We start from the raw sequence: 14,353 nt of genomic DNA on the forward strand, positions 1-14,353 counted from the left end.
AGATCTCCGATCTGTTGTATACATAATGTATGGTAAAAATTTCGGGTTCGGCCGCCTCGGGCCGCGAAAAGGCGTACGCCTACCTGCGCGAGAACGTCCTGACGGACCCGGAACTCCAAGGCCGTTTCCTCAACGAACAAGAACTTGCGGCGGACATCGGGGTGTCCCGCACTCCGGTCCGCGAGGCGCTGTTGCTTCTGGTCTCCGACGGTCTGGTGGAGCTCATTCCGCAACGGGGCGCCTACGTTCCCGTGGTCACCGGCCGGGAGATTTCCGAACTGATGGAACTTCGCGGCGTGCTCGAAAGCCATGCGGCCAAGCTTGTCATTGACGAACACCGGGTGCCTGCCAGACAAATGCAAGACACCCTCGAGCAGCAGGCGCAGATTCCGAACAACAATGAACCGGACGATGCCCGCGAATTCATCCGCCTGGACACGCTCTTCCATCAGCAGCTCATCGACGCCGCCGGAAACGAACTCATTTCCCGAACGTACAGCAAGCTCCATGTGCGGCAGGTCCTGGTGGGCGTTGCCGCGCTGTTCCGCACCGGAGGCAGGCGCCAGGCGGTGTGCGCCGAACACCAGGACATCCTCGATGCCCTGGTGGCCGGCGATTCCACCCGTGCCAAGGAGGCTATCGACCATCACCTCGCGGTGACGCGGGACATCCTCCTGCGGAGCTGATCACCGGCCTTCGCCTGCTCCGGACACGCGGGCCGCTTCGCCGGCCGCCCGGGATTCGGCGCTGCCCTCCAGCAGCAGGCGGTAGTCCTGGTCCTCCACGGTGTTGCTGTCCCGGCCAAGGGCAAGTCCCACGAGGGTCACGGCCGCTGCGACCGCAACGTAAATGGCCACCGGAATCCAGGTGCCGAACTGCGACAGCAGCACGGTGAACAACAAGGGTGCGATGGCACCGCCGATGACGCCAGCGAACGTGTAGGCCAGTGAACTGCCCGTGGACCGCAGCCGGGGTGAGAACTGCTCCACGATGAAGGCCGCCTGCGGCCCGTACATAAAGGAGTGCGCCGCCAGGCCCAGGACGATGCCCGCGATCAGCATCGGCTCATTGTTTCCGCCAAGGACGCCAAAGAAGACAAAGGTCCAGACGGCGCCGGCCACGGCGCCCACACCGTAGACCAGTCGCCGGTTGAATCGGTCCGAGACTGCGCCGGCCAGGGGAATCATGAACAGCTGGAAAGCCGAGCCCACCAGCACGGCGGTGAGCACCTGGTTGCGTTCGTAGCCGAGCGCCTGGATGCCATAGGTGAGGGTGAAGACGGTGAACAGCGCGTACAGCACGTCCGGGCCCACCCGGCACAGGATGGCGGCAACCAGCGGCCGCAGTTCCGTGCTGAACACTTCCCGGATAGGCGCGGCCGGCTGTTCGCCATGGGCTTCGATCGCCTTGAAGATGGGGGTGTCCTCCAGCTTGAGCCGTATCCACAGGCCGAAACCGACCAGCAGCGCGGAGACCAGGAACGCGATGCGCCACCCAAAGCTGATGAACTGTTGCTCGGTGAGCATCAGGGTCAGGACCGCCAGCGCACCGTTGGCCAGCAGGTTCCCGGCGGGCGGACCGACCTGGGCGGCCGAGGCCCAAAAACCCCGCCGCTGCGGGTCGCCGTATTCGCTGCTGAGCAGCACTGCGCCGCCCCATTCACCGCCCACTCCCACGCCCTGGGCAAAGCGCAGGAGCACCAGGATGATCGGGGCGGCTATGCCAATGCTGTCGTAGCCCGGAAGGATACCGATCAGCACCGTTGCCACGCCGATGATCATCAGGGTGGCGACCAGGACCTTTTTGCGTCCGATCCGGTCGCCGAGCCGCCCGAAAACCACACCGCCCACGGGCCGTGACACATAGCCGACCGCGTAGGTGGAGAAGGCGAGGATGGTGCCCGTCAGGGGATCTGAGGACGGAAAGAAAACGATGGGGAAAACGACGGCGGCCGCCGCGGAATAGACGGCGAAGTCGTACCACTCCAGGGCCGTGCCGGTCAGGCTCGCCGCAAAAGCCTTGACCAGGCCTTTGGGGCGGATTGGCGGGCCTGGCTGGGACGCTGCGCCCGCACCAGAAACCGGAGAATTGCTCATTGTGTCCTCCACGGTGGATTTTGAGGTGACGCCTGTCACGCTGGCGTTAAATGTATACATTACGCATACTGGATGTACATTGGCGACTGTTTCCGGTTTCCGGTTTGTTAATTTTCCCGCGGTGCACCGGCTCCGCGGCCTTCGAAAAGGACGGCACCATGACGGCTCTCAGCTTTGAACTTCCCGACGGCAGCATCAAGAACGTGCAGGTCCGGCACCTCCTCAATGCCGGCTACGCAGGGCGTGAGCAGGATGAGGTGCAGGCCCACATCGCAGAACTTGCCGAGCTCGGCGTGCCCGGCCCCACCACCACTCCGGCCATGTACCCCGTCTCGCCCTACCTCGCGCAGCAGGTATCAGAGGTCCGGGTCCAGCACGGACGGACGTCCGGCGAGGCGGAATGGGCGCTGGTCATCACAGACGACGGCGTCCTGCTCACCGTCGCCTGCGACCACACGGACCGTGAGCTCGAAGTGCACGGTGTGGCGTGGAGCAAGAACGCCAGCCCTGACGTCCTTGGCCGCAAGGCGTGGCGGCTTGACGATGTGCGGGACCACCTGGACCGCATCACGCTTCGCGGCTGGGTAGGGGAGGGGGAGACCCCGGACACCCTCATCCAGGACAGTTCACTCGAGGCCCTGCTGACCCCCGACTACTGGCTGGAGGTGCTGGCCGCGCGCGGGCTCAACCAGCCGGGCACCGTACTGATTTCCGGCACCGTGGCGATGACCGGCGGTGTCAACCAGTTCGCCCGCAGCTGGAAGGTGGAGATGGCGGATCCGGAGACGGGAGAATCGCTGGACGTCCAGTACGTTGTGGAACAGATGCCGCAGCCGATCGGCTAATCGCTCCGCCGGCGGCGTTTACGGCATGGAAAAGGGTTCTGCGGCCCCCGCAGGGGCGGCAGAACCCTTCCGTGCCGCGAAGCTACTGCCTGTAGCCCTCCACTTCACTGATGGGGCGGGCCTGGGCCTCGTTGGGGTTTTCGCCGGAGTCCTTCTTGGCCCGCCTTTGTCGCAACAGGTCCCAGTATTGGTCCAGGCTTTCTTCCACGTACTTCAGGCGGGCCTGGTCCGGGGCCTGCCCTCCAGTGGACCCCTCGCGCAGCGCATGCTCCTCTTCAACGAGGGCTTGGATGTGCGTCAAAATATCCTGATCATTCATTGGCTTCCCCTCACTCCGGTCCGGTCACCTTCAGCCTACGTAGCCGGTGCTGAAGCCACCAGTCCCCGCGCTGTACCATCGATTTCATGCCCACTGCGCTCGATATGGCAGGTCCCATCCTGGAAGTACTGACCTGGTTGTGCCTGCCCGCCGGGCTGGGACTGCTGTTCTACACCGGGTTCCTCCGCCGCTTCATCAATCCGTGGGACGTGGCCGAAGCCGTGGTGTATTCGGACTCCACCGGCGTGGGGTTCCGCTGGTACGACCGGAAGCACCAGGTGCACAACGCCCCCATGTCCCCGTACGACATCCGCGACATGGCCGTGGGGGACACGTTGCCCATCTACTACCACCCCAAACGCCCCACCCAGTGGCAGGCCACCGTGCCCGAAGAGGCCGGCAGGACGGCGTCAGTCCTGGGCCGCTGCCTGACGGCCATCGGCACCGTAGCCCTGTTGGGCGGCTTCGTCCTGCCGATGTTCTAGGCTCCGCACCTAACCCGCCGCCACCACCACAATGCCCAGGGCACCGAGGACGACGCCCGCGACCGCGGTCCAGAGCACAGCCGAAAGGTCCGCTTCGATGCTCTCCCCGGCCAGGCCGTGCGACCTCGCCCGGTAGCGGCGGCGCTGGGTGAGGTAGATGGCCAAGGCGGCGCCCCCGGACACCGCCGGGAGCATCAGGATGGGCGGCCCGTAGGTGGGAAGCCAGCGCAGGAAGAAGGCGCTCGCCGTCACCAGCGCCAACATGGTCCGGCCCCAAGCCAGCGCCGTCCGTTCGGGTTGGAGGCCCGGATCGCCGTGCGGCCGGGGTGCGCCGGACGCCATCAGCGCAGGAGGATAAAAACGAGGACGACGGCGGCTGCCAGCGCGCCTGCCCCGGCCAGCAGGGGGACGAAGAACGGCAGGGGAAGCGGTGCCTTGTTGCGCATGCTGCGCTCCACGCGAAGCCACCGCACGGCGGCGCCACCGCTGAGCATCATGCCCATCAGGAGCAGGACGACGGCCAGGCCTTTGCGGACCGGCTCGATGAAGAGGCCTGAGGTAAAGGCCTCGATGGCAATGCCACCGGCGAGCAGCGCAAGGGAGGTGCGGATCCATGCGAGGAAGGTGCGTTCGTTCGCGAGGGTGAATCGCGGGTCCGGTTCCTCGCCGCCTGGCAACAGGCGTTCGGCGAGCCGTCCGCGCGGCGGCGTGGGCGCGGTCCCGGGCGGATGCTCACTGTTGGTCACGGGCCCAGTGTAGCCGCGCCGTCAAAGCAGGGACTCCGGTCAGGCCGCCCGTCGGAGTGCCGCTTTGGCGGCCAGATGCTCACCGATGGGGAGCGCGGCGGTGGCTGCGGGGGACGGGGCATTCAACACGTGGAGCATCCGGTCCGTCCCTGCCAGCAGGAAATCGTGGAGGAGGGTCCCATCCCGGCGGACCGCCTGCGCCCTGATGCCTGCCTCTCGCGGCAGCAGGTCCTCTTTGGCCAGGCCTGGCGCGTATTTGCGGCATTCCTGCAGGTAGCTTCCCTTGAACAGGGAGTTCCGGACCTCCCGCACGGCGGTGGCGGCATTGGATCTCGCCACGTGCCACAACCCCGGAAAGCGCAGGTAGCGGGCCACGTCCTTCGGATGGACCGAGAACTTGGCGTACCCCTCCCGGGACAGGCCCAGCACCGCGTTGGGTCCTACGGTGATGCCGCCGTCGATGGTGGGGGTCAGGTGCACGCCCAGGAAAGGCAAGTCAGGGTCGGGTACCGGGTAAATAAGGTGTTTGACATAGTGCGATTTTGCGGACGCCAGCTCAAAATACTCGCCGCGGAAGGGAATGATCTGGACGTCGATTTTCATTCCCGCCACTTCGGCGAGCCGGTCCGATTGAAGCCCGGCGCAGGCCACCAGGCGGCGGCAGGCATAGACGTCCCGGTCCGTGCCAACCTCCACGTGGCTGGCGTGCTCCACGATTGAGGTGACCCGGGCTCCGGTGTGGACGCGTCCGCCGGCGGCCGTGATGAGTCCGGCCAGCTTGCGCGCCACCTCCTGGTAGTCAACGATGCCGGTGCTGGGGATGAACAGGGCCCCCAGCCCTGCAACGTTGGGTTCGCGCCGGTTGAGCTCGGACCCGTCGATCCGCTCGCAGTCCAGGCCGTGGATGGCTGCGCGCTCCTCGAGGCGGTCCAGCCGTTCCAGTTCCACCGCCGAGGTTGCCACCAGCAGTTTGCCCGGCTCGGCGTACCTGATGCCTTGGTCCCGGCAGAATTCCTTGGTCTGGCGGGCTCCGGCCTTGCTGAACCGGGCCTTGAGGCTGTCCGGGGCGTAGTAGATCCCCGAGTGGATGACCCCGCTGTTGTGCCCGGTCTGGTGGGAAGCCAGTGCTGGGGCCGCCTCCAGCAGGACCAACGACGCGTCGGGCTCTTTCCTCAGGAGTTGCCAGGCGGTGGCAAGGCCCACGATTCCGCCACCAATGATGCAGTAGTCCGTCCGGTCCACGGCTCTCCGCCTTTCGTCGTGGCTAGAGTCTAGCCACCCGTCACGTCCCGCTCCGCGGTGCGAACATGATCAGTGCAACGCCCAGCAGGCACACCACGGATCCGGCGATGTCCCACCGGTCCGGACGGAAACCGTCGAATGCCATGCCCCAGGCCAGGGAACCGGCCACGAACACTCCGCCGTACGCCGCCAGGATCCGGCCGAAGTGCGCGTCGGGCTGGAGGGTGGCCACAAAGCCGTAGGCGCCCAGGGCGATCACGCCCAGTCCGGCCCACCACCAGTCCCTGCCCTCGCGGACGGATTGCCATACCAGCCAGGCGCCCCCGATTTCGGCTGCGGCGGCCAGGACGAACAGCACAATCGTCTTGAAGACACTGACGGTTTCTTCGGGAATATCCACGCAGCCATCATGCCAGCCGGGAATTCAGCAGGCCGCCGCGCGGTTGGGAGGAAGTATGGAGCGCATTGGATTTCTTTCCTTCGGCCACTGGGGTCCCGGACAGGGTTCCCGCACCCGGACAGCGGCCGACGCCCTGCTCCAGGGGATTGAGCTCGCGGTAGCTGCCGAAGAGCTCGGGGTTGACGGCGCATTTTTCCGTGTCCATCACTTCGCCCGCCAGCAGGCCTCGCCGTTCCCGCTCCTTTCAGCCATTGCCGCGCGCACCAGCCGGCTGGAAATTGGCACGGGCGTTATTGACATGCGCTACGAGAATCCGCTGTACATGGCCGAGGAAGCGGCTGCGGCAGACCTGATCAGTGGCGGCAGGCTGCAGCTGGGAATCAGCCGCGGCTCACCCGAACCTGCCCGGGACGGCGCATCGGTTTTTGGCTACCTGCCGCAGCCCGGGGAAACCGACGCGGACATGGCCCGGCGCCATACCGCGGCTTTCCGCCTGGCCATTACGGGTGCGGGCGTGGCCCAGGCAGACCCCCGGTACGCCGGCGGTGCCACCGGACTCCTGCCCGTCCAGCCCCAGTCACCAGGCTTGGCGGACCGGATCTGGTGGGGTGCCGGCAGCCGGAAGACCGCGGTATGGGCGGCTGAACTCGGCATGAACCTGATGAGTTCCACCCTGCTCACGGAGGACACAGGCGTTCCGTTCCATGAACTCCAGTCCGAACAGATCCAGCTGTTCAGGGAAGCATGGGCCGCGGCAGGACATGCACGCCCTCCACGGGTGTCGGTCAGCCGCAGCGTCCTTCCCATCGTGGATGACGAGGACAACTACTACTTTGCCGACAGCGCTCTCCGTGACGGCCGCGACCAGGTGGGAGTAATTGACGGTTTCACCGCACGGTTCGGCAAGAGCTATGTTGGCGCTCCTGATCTCCTGGCGGAGCAGTTGGCGGCAGACACGGCAGTGCAGGCGGCGGACACGCTGCTGCTGACCGTCCCCAACCAGCTGGGCGTGGAGTACAACGCCAAGCTCCTGGGCGCCGTCGTGGAACACGTTGCGCCTGCCCTGGGATGGCGCCGCCGCTGAAGCCGGGGAACTTTCGGTGAGACCTAACCGTTACTCTTGAAGAGCGTGGTGGGGGCTTCGCGCCCCTACTACTGTGTGACTGCGGAACGGTCATATGACGGAGAGAGAGAAATATGGCTCACACCGCCTTAGGCTTGATCGCATGATCCGGCTACGACAGCTGGCCCAAGCGGCCTCCGTGCTGACTACACCCTTGGCGCCAGAGGACATTCTGTCCCTGTTCAACCCGGTCTACTCGGCCCGGCAGCTACGGGGCGTCGTGACCCGCGTGGTCCAGGAGACTGCCCAGTCGGCCACGATCTTTTTCCGTCCCGGGCGCGGCTGGAAGGCGCACCTTGCCGGGCAGTGGGCGCGCATCGGCGTCGAACTCGACGGCGTGCGCCACTGGCGTTCCTACTCCCTCAGCGCCCCGGCGGGCAAGGACCCCGCCATCACCGTTACGGATGTGGGAGCTGTTTCCGGCACATTGGTGCGTACCACCAAGCCGGGCGATGTCTTGTTCCTTGCCCCGCCGCAGGGTGATTTCGTACTTCCGGAGCACCCCCGGCCCCTGCTCATGGTCACGGCCGGCAGCGGCATCACCCCGGTGATGTCCATGATCCGCACCCTTGTCCCGCGGCGGCCCGATGCCGACGTCGTCCTGGTCCATTCCGCCCGCACCCCGGGTGACAGCCTGTTCCGCGAGGAACTGGCCGAGTTGGCGGACCAGTTCCCCAACTTCCGCCTGGCGCACTGGTACACGGGCGAACAGGGCCGGATGGACTTCTCCAGCACCCGGGAGCTGGACGAGATCTGCCCCGACTGGAAGGAAAGGTCAGCGTACGCCTGCGGCCCGGACAGCTTCCTGGACGACGCCGAAGCCCTGTGGAAGCGGGCAGCCCTGACCACCCGCGCGCCCGGGACGGACGTCGCGGTGGCCGGAGACCCCGGCAACCTGATGATCGAACGCTTTAACACCACCTTCAATGCCGGTGTAGGGCACGACGGCGGCCTGGTCACCTTTGAGGCCTCCGACCGCGAGGTGGAGGCCGACGGCGACACCCCCATCCTGGACATCGGCGAGGACGCCGGGGTCCTGATGCCCAGCGGGTGCCGGATGGGTATCTGCCACAGCTGCCTCACCCCGCTCCTGGCCGGCCAGGTCCGCGACCTCCGCACCGGAGAAGTCCATGGCGAACCCGGCGAACTTATCCAAACGTGTGTCTCGGCAGCCGCCGGACCCGTCAACCTCGAAATCTGAGGAGCACCACGGTATGTCAGTAATCTCACCCGCCAAGGCCACGGCCACGGGAAGCTCAAGAACGCGCCCCGGCAAGCTCGCAGAATCCGGCAGCCCCACGGTCCGGCCCCCGGCGGCAGCGCACCTCAGCGATGAACAGGTGGCGGAGCTGGGCCGTGAGCTCGACGCCATCCGGGACGAAATCCTGGGGAAGCGCGGTGCGGAAGACGCCGCTTACATCCGCCGCATGATCAAGATCCAGCGCGGGCTCGAAATCTCCGGCCGGGCCGCCCTGCTGGTCAGCAAGAACAAGGCTGCCTGGGTTACCGGCACCACCCTCCTGAGCCTTGCCAAGATCCTGGAAAACATGGAGCTCGGCCACAACATCCTGCACGGACAGTGGGACTGGATGCGGGATCCGGACATCCACTCCACCACGTGGGAGTGGGACTTCGTCACCCCGTCGCGCTCCTGGCAGCACACGCACAACGACCTCCACCACCGCTGGACCAACGTGGTTGGCAAGGATAACGACGTTGGATACAACCTCCTCCGGATGGATGAGAACCAGCCGTGGAAGCCCATCAACCTGGCCAACCCGCTGTTCAATGCGATCCTTGCGCCGGTGTTCGAGTGGGGGATCGCCGTCTACGACCTCGAACTGACCGAATACAAGGAAGGCACCAAGTCCAAGGAGGCCCTGCTCAAGGACCTCAAGGCCCTTGGCCGCAAGGTGATCACCCAGTTCACCAAGGACTACGCTGCCACGCCTGCCCTCGCGATGCTCACCGGCTCCGCCAAGCAGGCGCTGTTCGGCACCATCGCCGCGAACGCCATCCGCAACGTGTGGGCCCACGCCGTTATCTTCTGCGGCCACTTCCCGGAAGGCACCGACACCTTTACCGAAGAAATGGTGGAGGGTGAAACCCGGGGTGACTGGTACGTTCGCCAGATGATCGGCTCCGCCAACATTTCCGGGTCCCGGTTCATGCACCTCATGACCGGCAACCTGTCGCACCAGATCGAGCACCACCTCTTCCCGGACCTGCCCTCGAACCGGTACGCGGAGGTAGCCCCCAGGGTCCGCGAGATCTGCCAGCGCTATGGCCTGAAGTACACCACCGGTCCGCTGCTCAAGCAGGTGGGTTCGTCTTGGGCGAAGGTGTTCAAGCTGGCGCTGCCCGGCAAGGCTGCCCGGGCTTAGGAACCACACGCACGACGCAGGAAGTGGCCTTGCCGGAGGTGTCCGGCGGGGTCACTTCCTGCGTTTGGGCCCTAGCGCCGGGCTTCAGGCGCCAGGAGCATGTGGTCCAGTTTCGGCAGGGCGTGCCGGAGCCGGTGCTCGGCGCGGTCCAGGGTCTCTGCCGCCTGCGACAACCCGGTTTCGGCCAGTTCCAGGCGGGCAGACCCCTGCAGCCGGTGGCCGGACCACCGCAGCTGCAGCTGCCGGACCGCGAGGACCCCGGGAGTCTCTGCGAGTGCGGCCTCGGCGAGGTCCACCAGTTCCGGCTCGATGCCGTCCATGAGCCGGCGCCCGATGCTGCGGACCGTCCCCCACAGGAGCACCATGATCGCGGCGGAAATGACCAATCCCACGATCGGGTCCGCCAAGGGGAAACCAAGCATGACGCCAACGGCGCCGATCACCACGGCCAGCGACGTGAAGCCGTCCGTCCTGGCGTGCACACCGTCCGCCACGAGCGCCGCAGAACCGATCCTGCGGCCTACCCGGATGCGGTAGATTGCCACGGCCTCGTTCCCGGCGAAGCCAATCAGGCCCGCCGCCATGACCCACCCCAGGTTTTGCAGGGGCTGCGGATGGATAAGCCGGTCAACGGATTGCCAGCCCGCCACAATGGCGGAAAGGGCCACCACGGCCACGATGAACAGGCCCGCGAGGTCTTCTGCCCGGCCGTACCCGTACGTGTACCGGCGATTTGCGGCCCTGCGCCCCAGGATGAAGGCGATCCACAGTGGCACTGCGGTCAGGGCGTCGGAGAAGTTGTGGATGGTGTCCGCGAGCAGGGCAACGGAACTGCTGAACAGGACCACCAGGAACTGCAGCAGCGTGGTGGCCAGCAGGACGAACATGCTGATCTTCAGCGCCCGGATGCCCTCGGTGCTGGCCTCCATGGCGTCATCGATGGAATCCGCGGCGTCGTGGGTGTGCGGCACGAACAGCTCGAAAAGCCATCCTTTGAAACCGGAATGGTGATGGTGCCCGTGGTCATGGACGTGGTCGTGCGCATGGTGGTGATCGTGATCGTGCCCATGGTCGTCGTCGTGGTGGTGGCTGGCGTGGCCGTCGTCGTGATGGCTGTGCGCATGCGTCGATTCCTGGTGCGGCCCGCTCATGAGGCGCTCCCCGGTGCGTGGTGGGCGGGTGCGCGGTGGTGCGCCGGTTCGCCGCCGAGTGCGTGTTCGGTCTGGAAGATGGCGTCGGCCACCAGCTGACGGGCGTGTTCGTTCTCCAGCCGGTACAGCACCCGCGTCCCGTCCTGCCGGGTGGACACCATCCTGGCCAGCCGCATTTTGGCCAGGTGCTGGGACACGGCGGCGGGGGATTTGCCTACCGCGTCGGCCAGCGCGCCCACTGCCATTTCGCCGTCGCGAAGGGCAAGGATGATCCGCACCCTCGTGGCGTCAGCCAGCATCGAGAAGACCTCCACGGCCAACTCCACGTACTGGCTGTCCGTTCCCAGCGAGCAAGCATTCTTATCTGCATTCATGCGCATATAGTGTCACAACAAAGTCCCGGCCGCATGTTGACGGCAGGGGTCAAGCGTCGCTTTGGCTACTCTCCACACAAGGGTTCATGGGGCGCCGGCGGGACTTCCGACGTTGCCGTTGCCCGTCCGCTCAGCAGAGGGAGGTGCCGGTGGTGCTGGGCTCCTCTGCCAAGGGTGCGGGGCACAACTGCCCGGCCAGCGCTTCGAGTTCCCGCGGGTGGAAAGGCTTGGTGAGGTAGGCGGCGGCCCCGGACGCCATGCCTGCCAGGACGTCGTCGCCCTCCGAACGGGCTGTGAGGAAGAGCAGCGGGGCGGAACTCCTGGCACGGATGGCACGGGCAACCACATGCCCGTCCATGTCCGGGAGGCCAAGGTCCAGGGTGATCAGGGCGATGCCGGGGTCGGACGCCGCGGCGATGGCTTCCGCTCCCGTGCCGACGGTTTTCACGTCGAAGCCCGCACGTGAAAGGACCAGTGAAATCAGTCCGCGGATGTCGACGTTATCTTCAACGACAAGGCAGGTGCGCTGCTGTTCCATCCAAGCCCCCCGGCGAAAAAGTTGGCAACAGTCTATCGTCCCCGTGCCGGGTTTCCGGGGCCTTGGCCTTATCCGTCGTAATGTGTCCGCGCGGGCCCCTGGCCCAGGGAGTTGACCACGGCAGCGGCCACATCGTGAAGCTTGGAATTGCGGGTGCTTGACGCGGTCTTCAGGATGTCGAAGGCGTCCTGCTGGCTGCACCGGTTCTGGGCCATGATGATCCCGACGGCCATGTCAATGACGGTCCGGCTTTCCAAGGTGGCGCGGAGGTTCGCCGCCGTTTCGCTAAAGTGCGCAAAGCGGATCGCCAGCCGCAGGGCCAGCGAGGTCTGGCTGACAAAATCCTCGGCGCATTTCATGATGCGGCCCTCGAAACGGTGCGCACGGCCGGAATAGAGCAGCAAGGCTGCCTTGGTGTCGCCCTCCAGCCGGAACGGGAGCGCCGCGACGGACCGGATCCCCTCTGCCTGCACAGCTGAGGAGTAGTCGGGCCAGCGGCCATCAGCGTTGAGATCCGGGACGTGGACAGTTTCCTGGGCTGTTGCTGCAGTCATGCCCGGTGTCTCGGTGAACCGGTGCTCAAACCGTCCAATGACCCGTGCCTCATCGCTGCTGCTGGCTACCGTGGTGCCCTTCCGCTGCCTGAGCAGGGTGACGGCGCACAGCATCTCATCGCCGGGTTCGGAGAGGTTGCGCGCGGAGACCTGCGCCAACTCATTGAGGAAGTCCTCGACGTCGGAGCTGTCCAGGACAATTTCATGCAGGTACTCGGTTATGGATGTATCGGGTTTAGCTGTTGACTCGCTGGCCACTGTTTCTTGGTGCCATTCGCTCAGGTCAAAACGAGCCGGCAACACACAAACGCCCCGCAACGTGGGCGGGGAGTCGGTGATGGTCGCTGGATCGAAGAACTTTCCAACGGCCCGCTGCTAAACCGATAACCAGAGTATATACATCCGCAAGGAAGGCGAAACGTCATGCCCGCTCCGCCGTCACAGCCCGGACGCTGGCGCCATGCAGGGGGTAACCGGCACAATGAAGCGGGAGCCGGCCACCGGATGCGGCGCCAACCCAAAGGCTGCCCGCCGGGGAGGACAGGAACATGACCAGGCTTCTTATCATCGGCCCGCCGGGCTCCGGCAAGGGAACCCAGGCTGAACACCTGGCCAGGCACTTCGGGGTCCCGGCGGTGTCCACAGGGGATATCTTCCGCAGCAACGTCAGCCGGAAGACGGAGCTGGGGAACCAGGCTGCCGAATACCTCGACGGCGGCCATTTCGTTCCCGACCACCTCACCAATGCCCTCGTGAAGGACCGCCTCCTTGACGGCGACGTCAGGGACGGTTTCCTGCTCGACGGTTACCCGCGCACGGCGCCGCAGGCCACGGAACTGGACAGTATGCTCGCCGCCCAGGGGCAGGGGCTGGACGCTGTCATCGAATTGCAGGCCCCCGACGCTGAACTGGAAGAGCGCATGCACCGGCGGGCGCAGGAACAAGGCCGCACCGACGACACCATCGACGTCTTCCGCCGCAGGTTGGACCTCTACCACCGCCAGACGCATGAAGTAGTCTCGGTGTACGCGCGCCGGGGAATCCTGGTATCCGTCAACGGCAGCGGGGATCCGGGGGAGATTACCGCGTTGGCGATTGCCGCCGTCGAACAATTCCTGGCAGCACCGCGACGGCCATCCTGACCGGAGCAAAGCATGGTGGACTCGAACAGAAGGAAACACTGATGAGAATTGCGGTTACAGGCGGAAGCGGAAAACTTGGCCGGCACGTGGTCCGCCGGCTAAACGATGACGGCCACGAGGTCCTCAACCTTGACCGCGCCGGTACCCGGAGCCCCGGCCTGCTGGTGGTGGACCTGCGCAACTACGGCCAGGTGGTGGATGCGCTGCTGGGCGTCGATGACCGCCATGACGGATTCGACGCCGTGGTGCACCTTGGCGCCATCCCCGCCCCCGGCATCCTTCCGGACGCTGCGACGTTCGAGAACAACATGCTCTCCACCTACAACGTCTTCCAAGCCGCGCGGCGGGCCGGCATCAAGAAGGTGGTGTACGCCTCCAGTGAGACCGTACTGGGCCTGCCGTTCGACATCGATCCGCCCTATATCCCGGTCGATGAGGAATATCCTCCCCGCCCGGAGAGCACTTATTCCCTGGTGAAGACGCTGGAGGAACGGATGGCGGTGGAACTGACCCGCTGGGACCCGGAGCTGAGCATCACCGGGCTGCGCTTCTCCAATGTCATGGACGAGTCCGACTACGAGCGGTTTCCCTCGTTCGATGAGGACGCCACGCTGCGCAAGTGGAACCTCTGGGGCTACATTGACGGCAGGGACGGCGCGCAGGCAGTGGCCCGGGCACTGGAGAATGCGAAGCCCGGCTTTGAAGCCTTCATCATCGCCAACGCAGACACCGTTATGAGCCGCTCGAGCGCCAGCCTGGCCGCGGAGGTCTTTCCCGGCGTGAAGGTCACCAAGGAACTCGGCGAACACGAAACCATGCTTTCCATCGACAAGGCCCGCCGCGTGCTCGGCTTTGAACCCGAGCACAGTTGGCGGAACCACGCAGCCGCTGCCTCCGGCCCGGCAGGCGGCATCGGGTAGCGCCTGCGGTTTTCCCGCGGCCGCCGCGATTGCC

At 65.8% G+C, this 14,353-nt stretch carries 18 protein-coding genes; 8 read left to right on the forward strand and 10 right to left on the reverse strand.

Annotated features, from left to right (window positions below):
• Positions 1–29 precede the first annotated feature (29 nt).
• Positions 30–686, forward strand: a complete 657-nt coding sequence (locus tag QRM95_RS15460) for a GntR family transcriptional regulator (RefSeq protein WP_285248421.1) — start codon at positions 30–32, stop codon at positions 684–686.
• On the opposite strand, the gene QRM95_RS15465 is transcribed toward QRM95_RS15460, so the two are convergent.
• Complete coding sequence (locus tag QRM95_RS15465) at positions 687–2,096, reverse strand: MFS transporter (RefSeq protein ID WP_285248422.1); 1,410 nt, start codon at positions 2,094–2,096, stop codon at positions 687–689.
• Positions 2,097–2,254: 158 nt separating this feature from the next.
• Here QRM95_RS15465 and QRM95_RS15470 point away from each other — a divergent pair, with 158 nt between their 5' ends.
• Positions 2,255–2,941, forward strand: coding sequence for a DUF2848 domain-containing protein (locus QRM95_RS15470; protein ID WP_026264390.1), 687 nt, complete (start codon positions 2,255–2,257; stop codon positions 2,939–2,941).
• 82 nt (positions 2,942–3,023) lie between these two features.
• On the opposite strand, the gene QRM95_RS15475 is transcribed toward QRM95_RS15470, so the two are convergent.
• Positions 3,024–3,260: a DUF2630 family protein gene (locus QRM95_RS15475; RefSeq protein ID WP_285248423.1), complete on the reverse strand. Its 237-nt coding sequence runs from the start codon at positions 3,258–3,260 to the stop codon at positions 3,024–3,026.
• 86 nt (positions 3,261–3,346) lie between these two features.
• On the opposite strand from QRM95_RS15475, the gene QRM95_RS15480 reads away from it, so the two are divergent.
• Complete coding sequence (locus QRM95_RS15480) at positions 3,347–3,745, forward strand: DUF3592 domain-containing protein (RefSeq protein WP_285248424.1); 399 nt, start codon at positions 3,347–3,349, stop codon at positions 3,743–3,745.
• Positions 3,746–3,754: 9 nt separating this feature from the next.
• On the opposite strand, the gene QRM95_RS15485 is transcribed toward QRM95_RS15480, so the two are convergent.
• Genes QRM95_RS15485 through QRM95_RS15500 form a run of 4 tightly spaced genes read right to left on the reverse strand, consistent with a single transcriptional unit; the run spans position 3,755 to position 6,133 of the window.
• Positions 3,755–4,087 (reverse strand): DUF202 domain-containing protein, encoded by a 333-nt coding sequence (locus QRM95_RS15485; protein WP_285248425.1) that lies wholly within the window; start codon positions 4,085–4,087, stop codon positions 3,755–3,757.
• Positions 4,087–4,491: a YidH family protein gene (locus tag QRM95_RS15490; protein ID WP_285248426.1), complete on the reverse strand. Its 405-nt coding sequence runs from the start codon at positions 4,489–4,491 to the stop codon at positions 4,087–4,089. The genes QRM95_RS15485 and QRM95_RS15490 overlap by 1 nt, the downstream gene beginning before the upstream one ends.
• Before the next feature lie 39 nt (positions 4,492–4,530).
• Entirely contained in the window at positions 4,531–5,733 is a 1,203-nt protein-coding gene (lhgD, locus tag QRM95_RS15495; RefSeq protein ID WP_285248427.1) for an L-2-hydroxyglutarate dehydrogenase, read from the reverse strand.
• Between the two features lie 40 nt (positions 5,734–5,773).
• Positions 5,774–6,133, reverse strand: a complete 360-nt coding sequence (locus QRM95_RS15500) for a YnfA family protein (protein ID WP_285248428.1) — start codon at positions 6,131–6,133, stop codon at positions 5,774–5,776.
• A gap of 55 nt (positions 6,134–6,188) precedes the next feature.
• Between QRM95_RS15500 and QRM95_RS15505 the strand changes: the two genes are divergently transcribed.
• The 3 genes from QRM95_RS15505 to QRM95_RS15515 all read left to right on the forward strand — a co-directional run bounded on the left by QRM95_RS15505 (position 6,189) and on the right by QRM95_RS15515 (position 9,640).
• Complete coding sequence (locus QRM95_RS15505) at positions 6,189–7,217, forward strand: LLM class flavin-dependent oxidoreductase (protein ID WP_285248429.1); 1,029 nt, start codon at positions 6,189–6,191, stop codon at positions 7,215–7,217.
• A gap of 142 nt (positions 7,218–7,359) precedes the next feature.
• Entirely contained in the window at positions 7,360–8,457 is a 1,098-nt protein-coding gene (locus QRM95_RS15510; RefSeq protein WP_285248430.1) for a ferredoxin reductase, read from the forward strand.
• Positions 8,458–8,470: 13 nt separating this feature from the next.
• A complete protein-coding gene (locus QRM95_RS15515) occupies positions 8,471–9,640 on the forward strand; it encodes a fatty acid desaturase family protein (RefSeq protein WP_109045728.1) in 1,170 nt (389 codons plus the stop codon).
• 71 nt (positions 9,641–9,711) lie between these two features.
• Here the strand turns inward: QRM95_RS15515 and QRM95_RS15520 are convergent, their stop codons facing one another.
• The 4 genes from QRM95_RS15520 to QRM95_RS15535 form a co-directional block, all read right to left on the reverse strand.
• A complete protein-coding gene (locus QRM95_RS15520) occupies positions 9,712–10,791 on the reverse strand; it encodes a cation diffusion facilitator family transporter (protein WP_285248431.1) in 1,080 nt (359 codons plus the stop codon).
• Positions 10,788–11,165: an ArsR/SmtB family transcription factor gene (locus tag QRM95_RS15525; RefSeq protein ID WP_285248432.1), complete on the reverse strand. Its 378-nt coding sequence runs from the start codon at positions 11,163–11,165 to the stop codon at positions 10,788–10,790. The genes QRM95_RS15520 and QRM95_RS15525 overlap by 4 nt, the downstream gene beginning before the upstream one ends.
• 130 nt (positions 11,166–11,295) lie before the next feature.
• Positions 11,296–11,703: a response regulator transcription factor gene (locus tag QRM95_RS15530; protein WP_285248433.1), complete on the reverse strand. Its 408-nt coding sequence runs from the start codon at positions 11,701–11,703 to the stop codon at positions 11,296–11,298.
• A 68-nt stretch (positions 11,704–11,771) separates the two neighbouring features.
• Positions 11,772–12,515, reverse strand: a complete 744-nt coding sequence (locus QRM95_RS15535; RefSeq protein WP_285248434.1) for a GAF and ANTAR domain-containing protein — start codon at positions 12,513–12,515, stop codon at positions 11,772–11,774.
• Between the two features lie 290 nt (positions 12,516–12,805).
• Between QRM95_RS15535 and QRM95_RS15540 the strand changes: the two genes are divergently transcribed.
• Both QRM95_RS15540 and QRM95_RS15545 read left to right on the forward strand, forming a co-directional pair.
• Positions 12,806–13,399: an adenylate kinase gene (locus QRM95_RS15540; RefSeq protein ID WP_285248435.1), complete on the forward strand. Its 594-nt coding sequence runs from the start codon at positions 12,806–12,808 to the stop codon at positions 13,397–13,399.
• A gap of 41 nt (positions 13,400–13,440) precedes the next feature.
• Positions 13,441–14,319, forward strand: a complete 879-nt coding sequence (locus tag QRM95_RS15545; RefSeq protein ID WP_285248436.1) for an NAD-dependent epimerase/dehydratase family protein — start codon at positions 13,441–13,443, stop codon at positions 14,317–14,319.
• Positions 14,320–14,353 lie beyond the last annotated feature (34 nt).

The organism is Pseudarthrobacter sp. efr-133-R2A-89, from assembly GCF_030209315.1.
Taxonomy (GTDB): domain Bacteria; phylum Actinomycetota; class Actinomycetes; order Actinomycetales; family Micrococcaceae; genus Arthrobacter.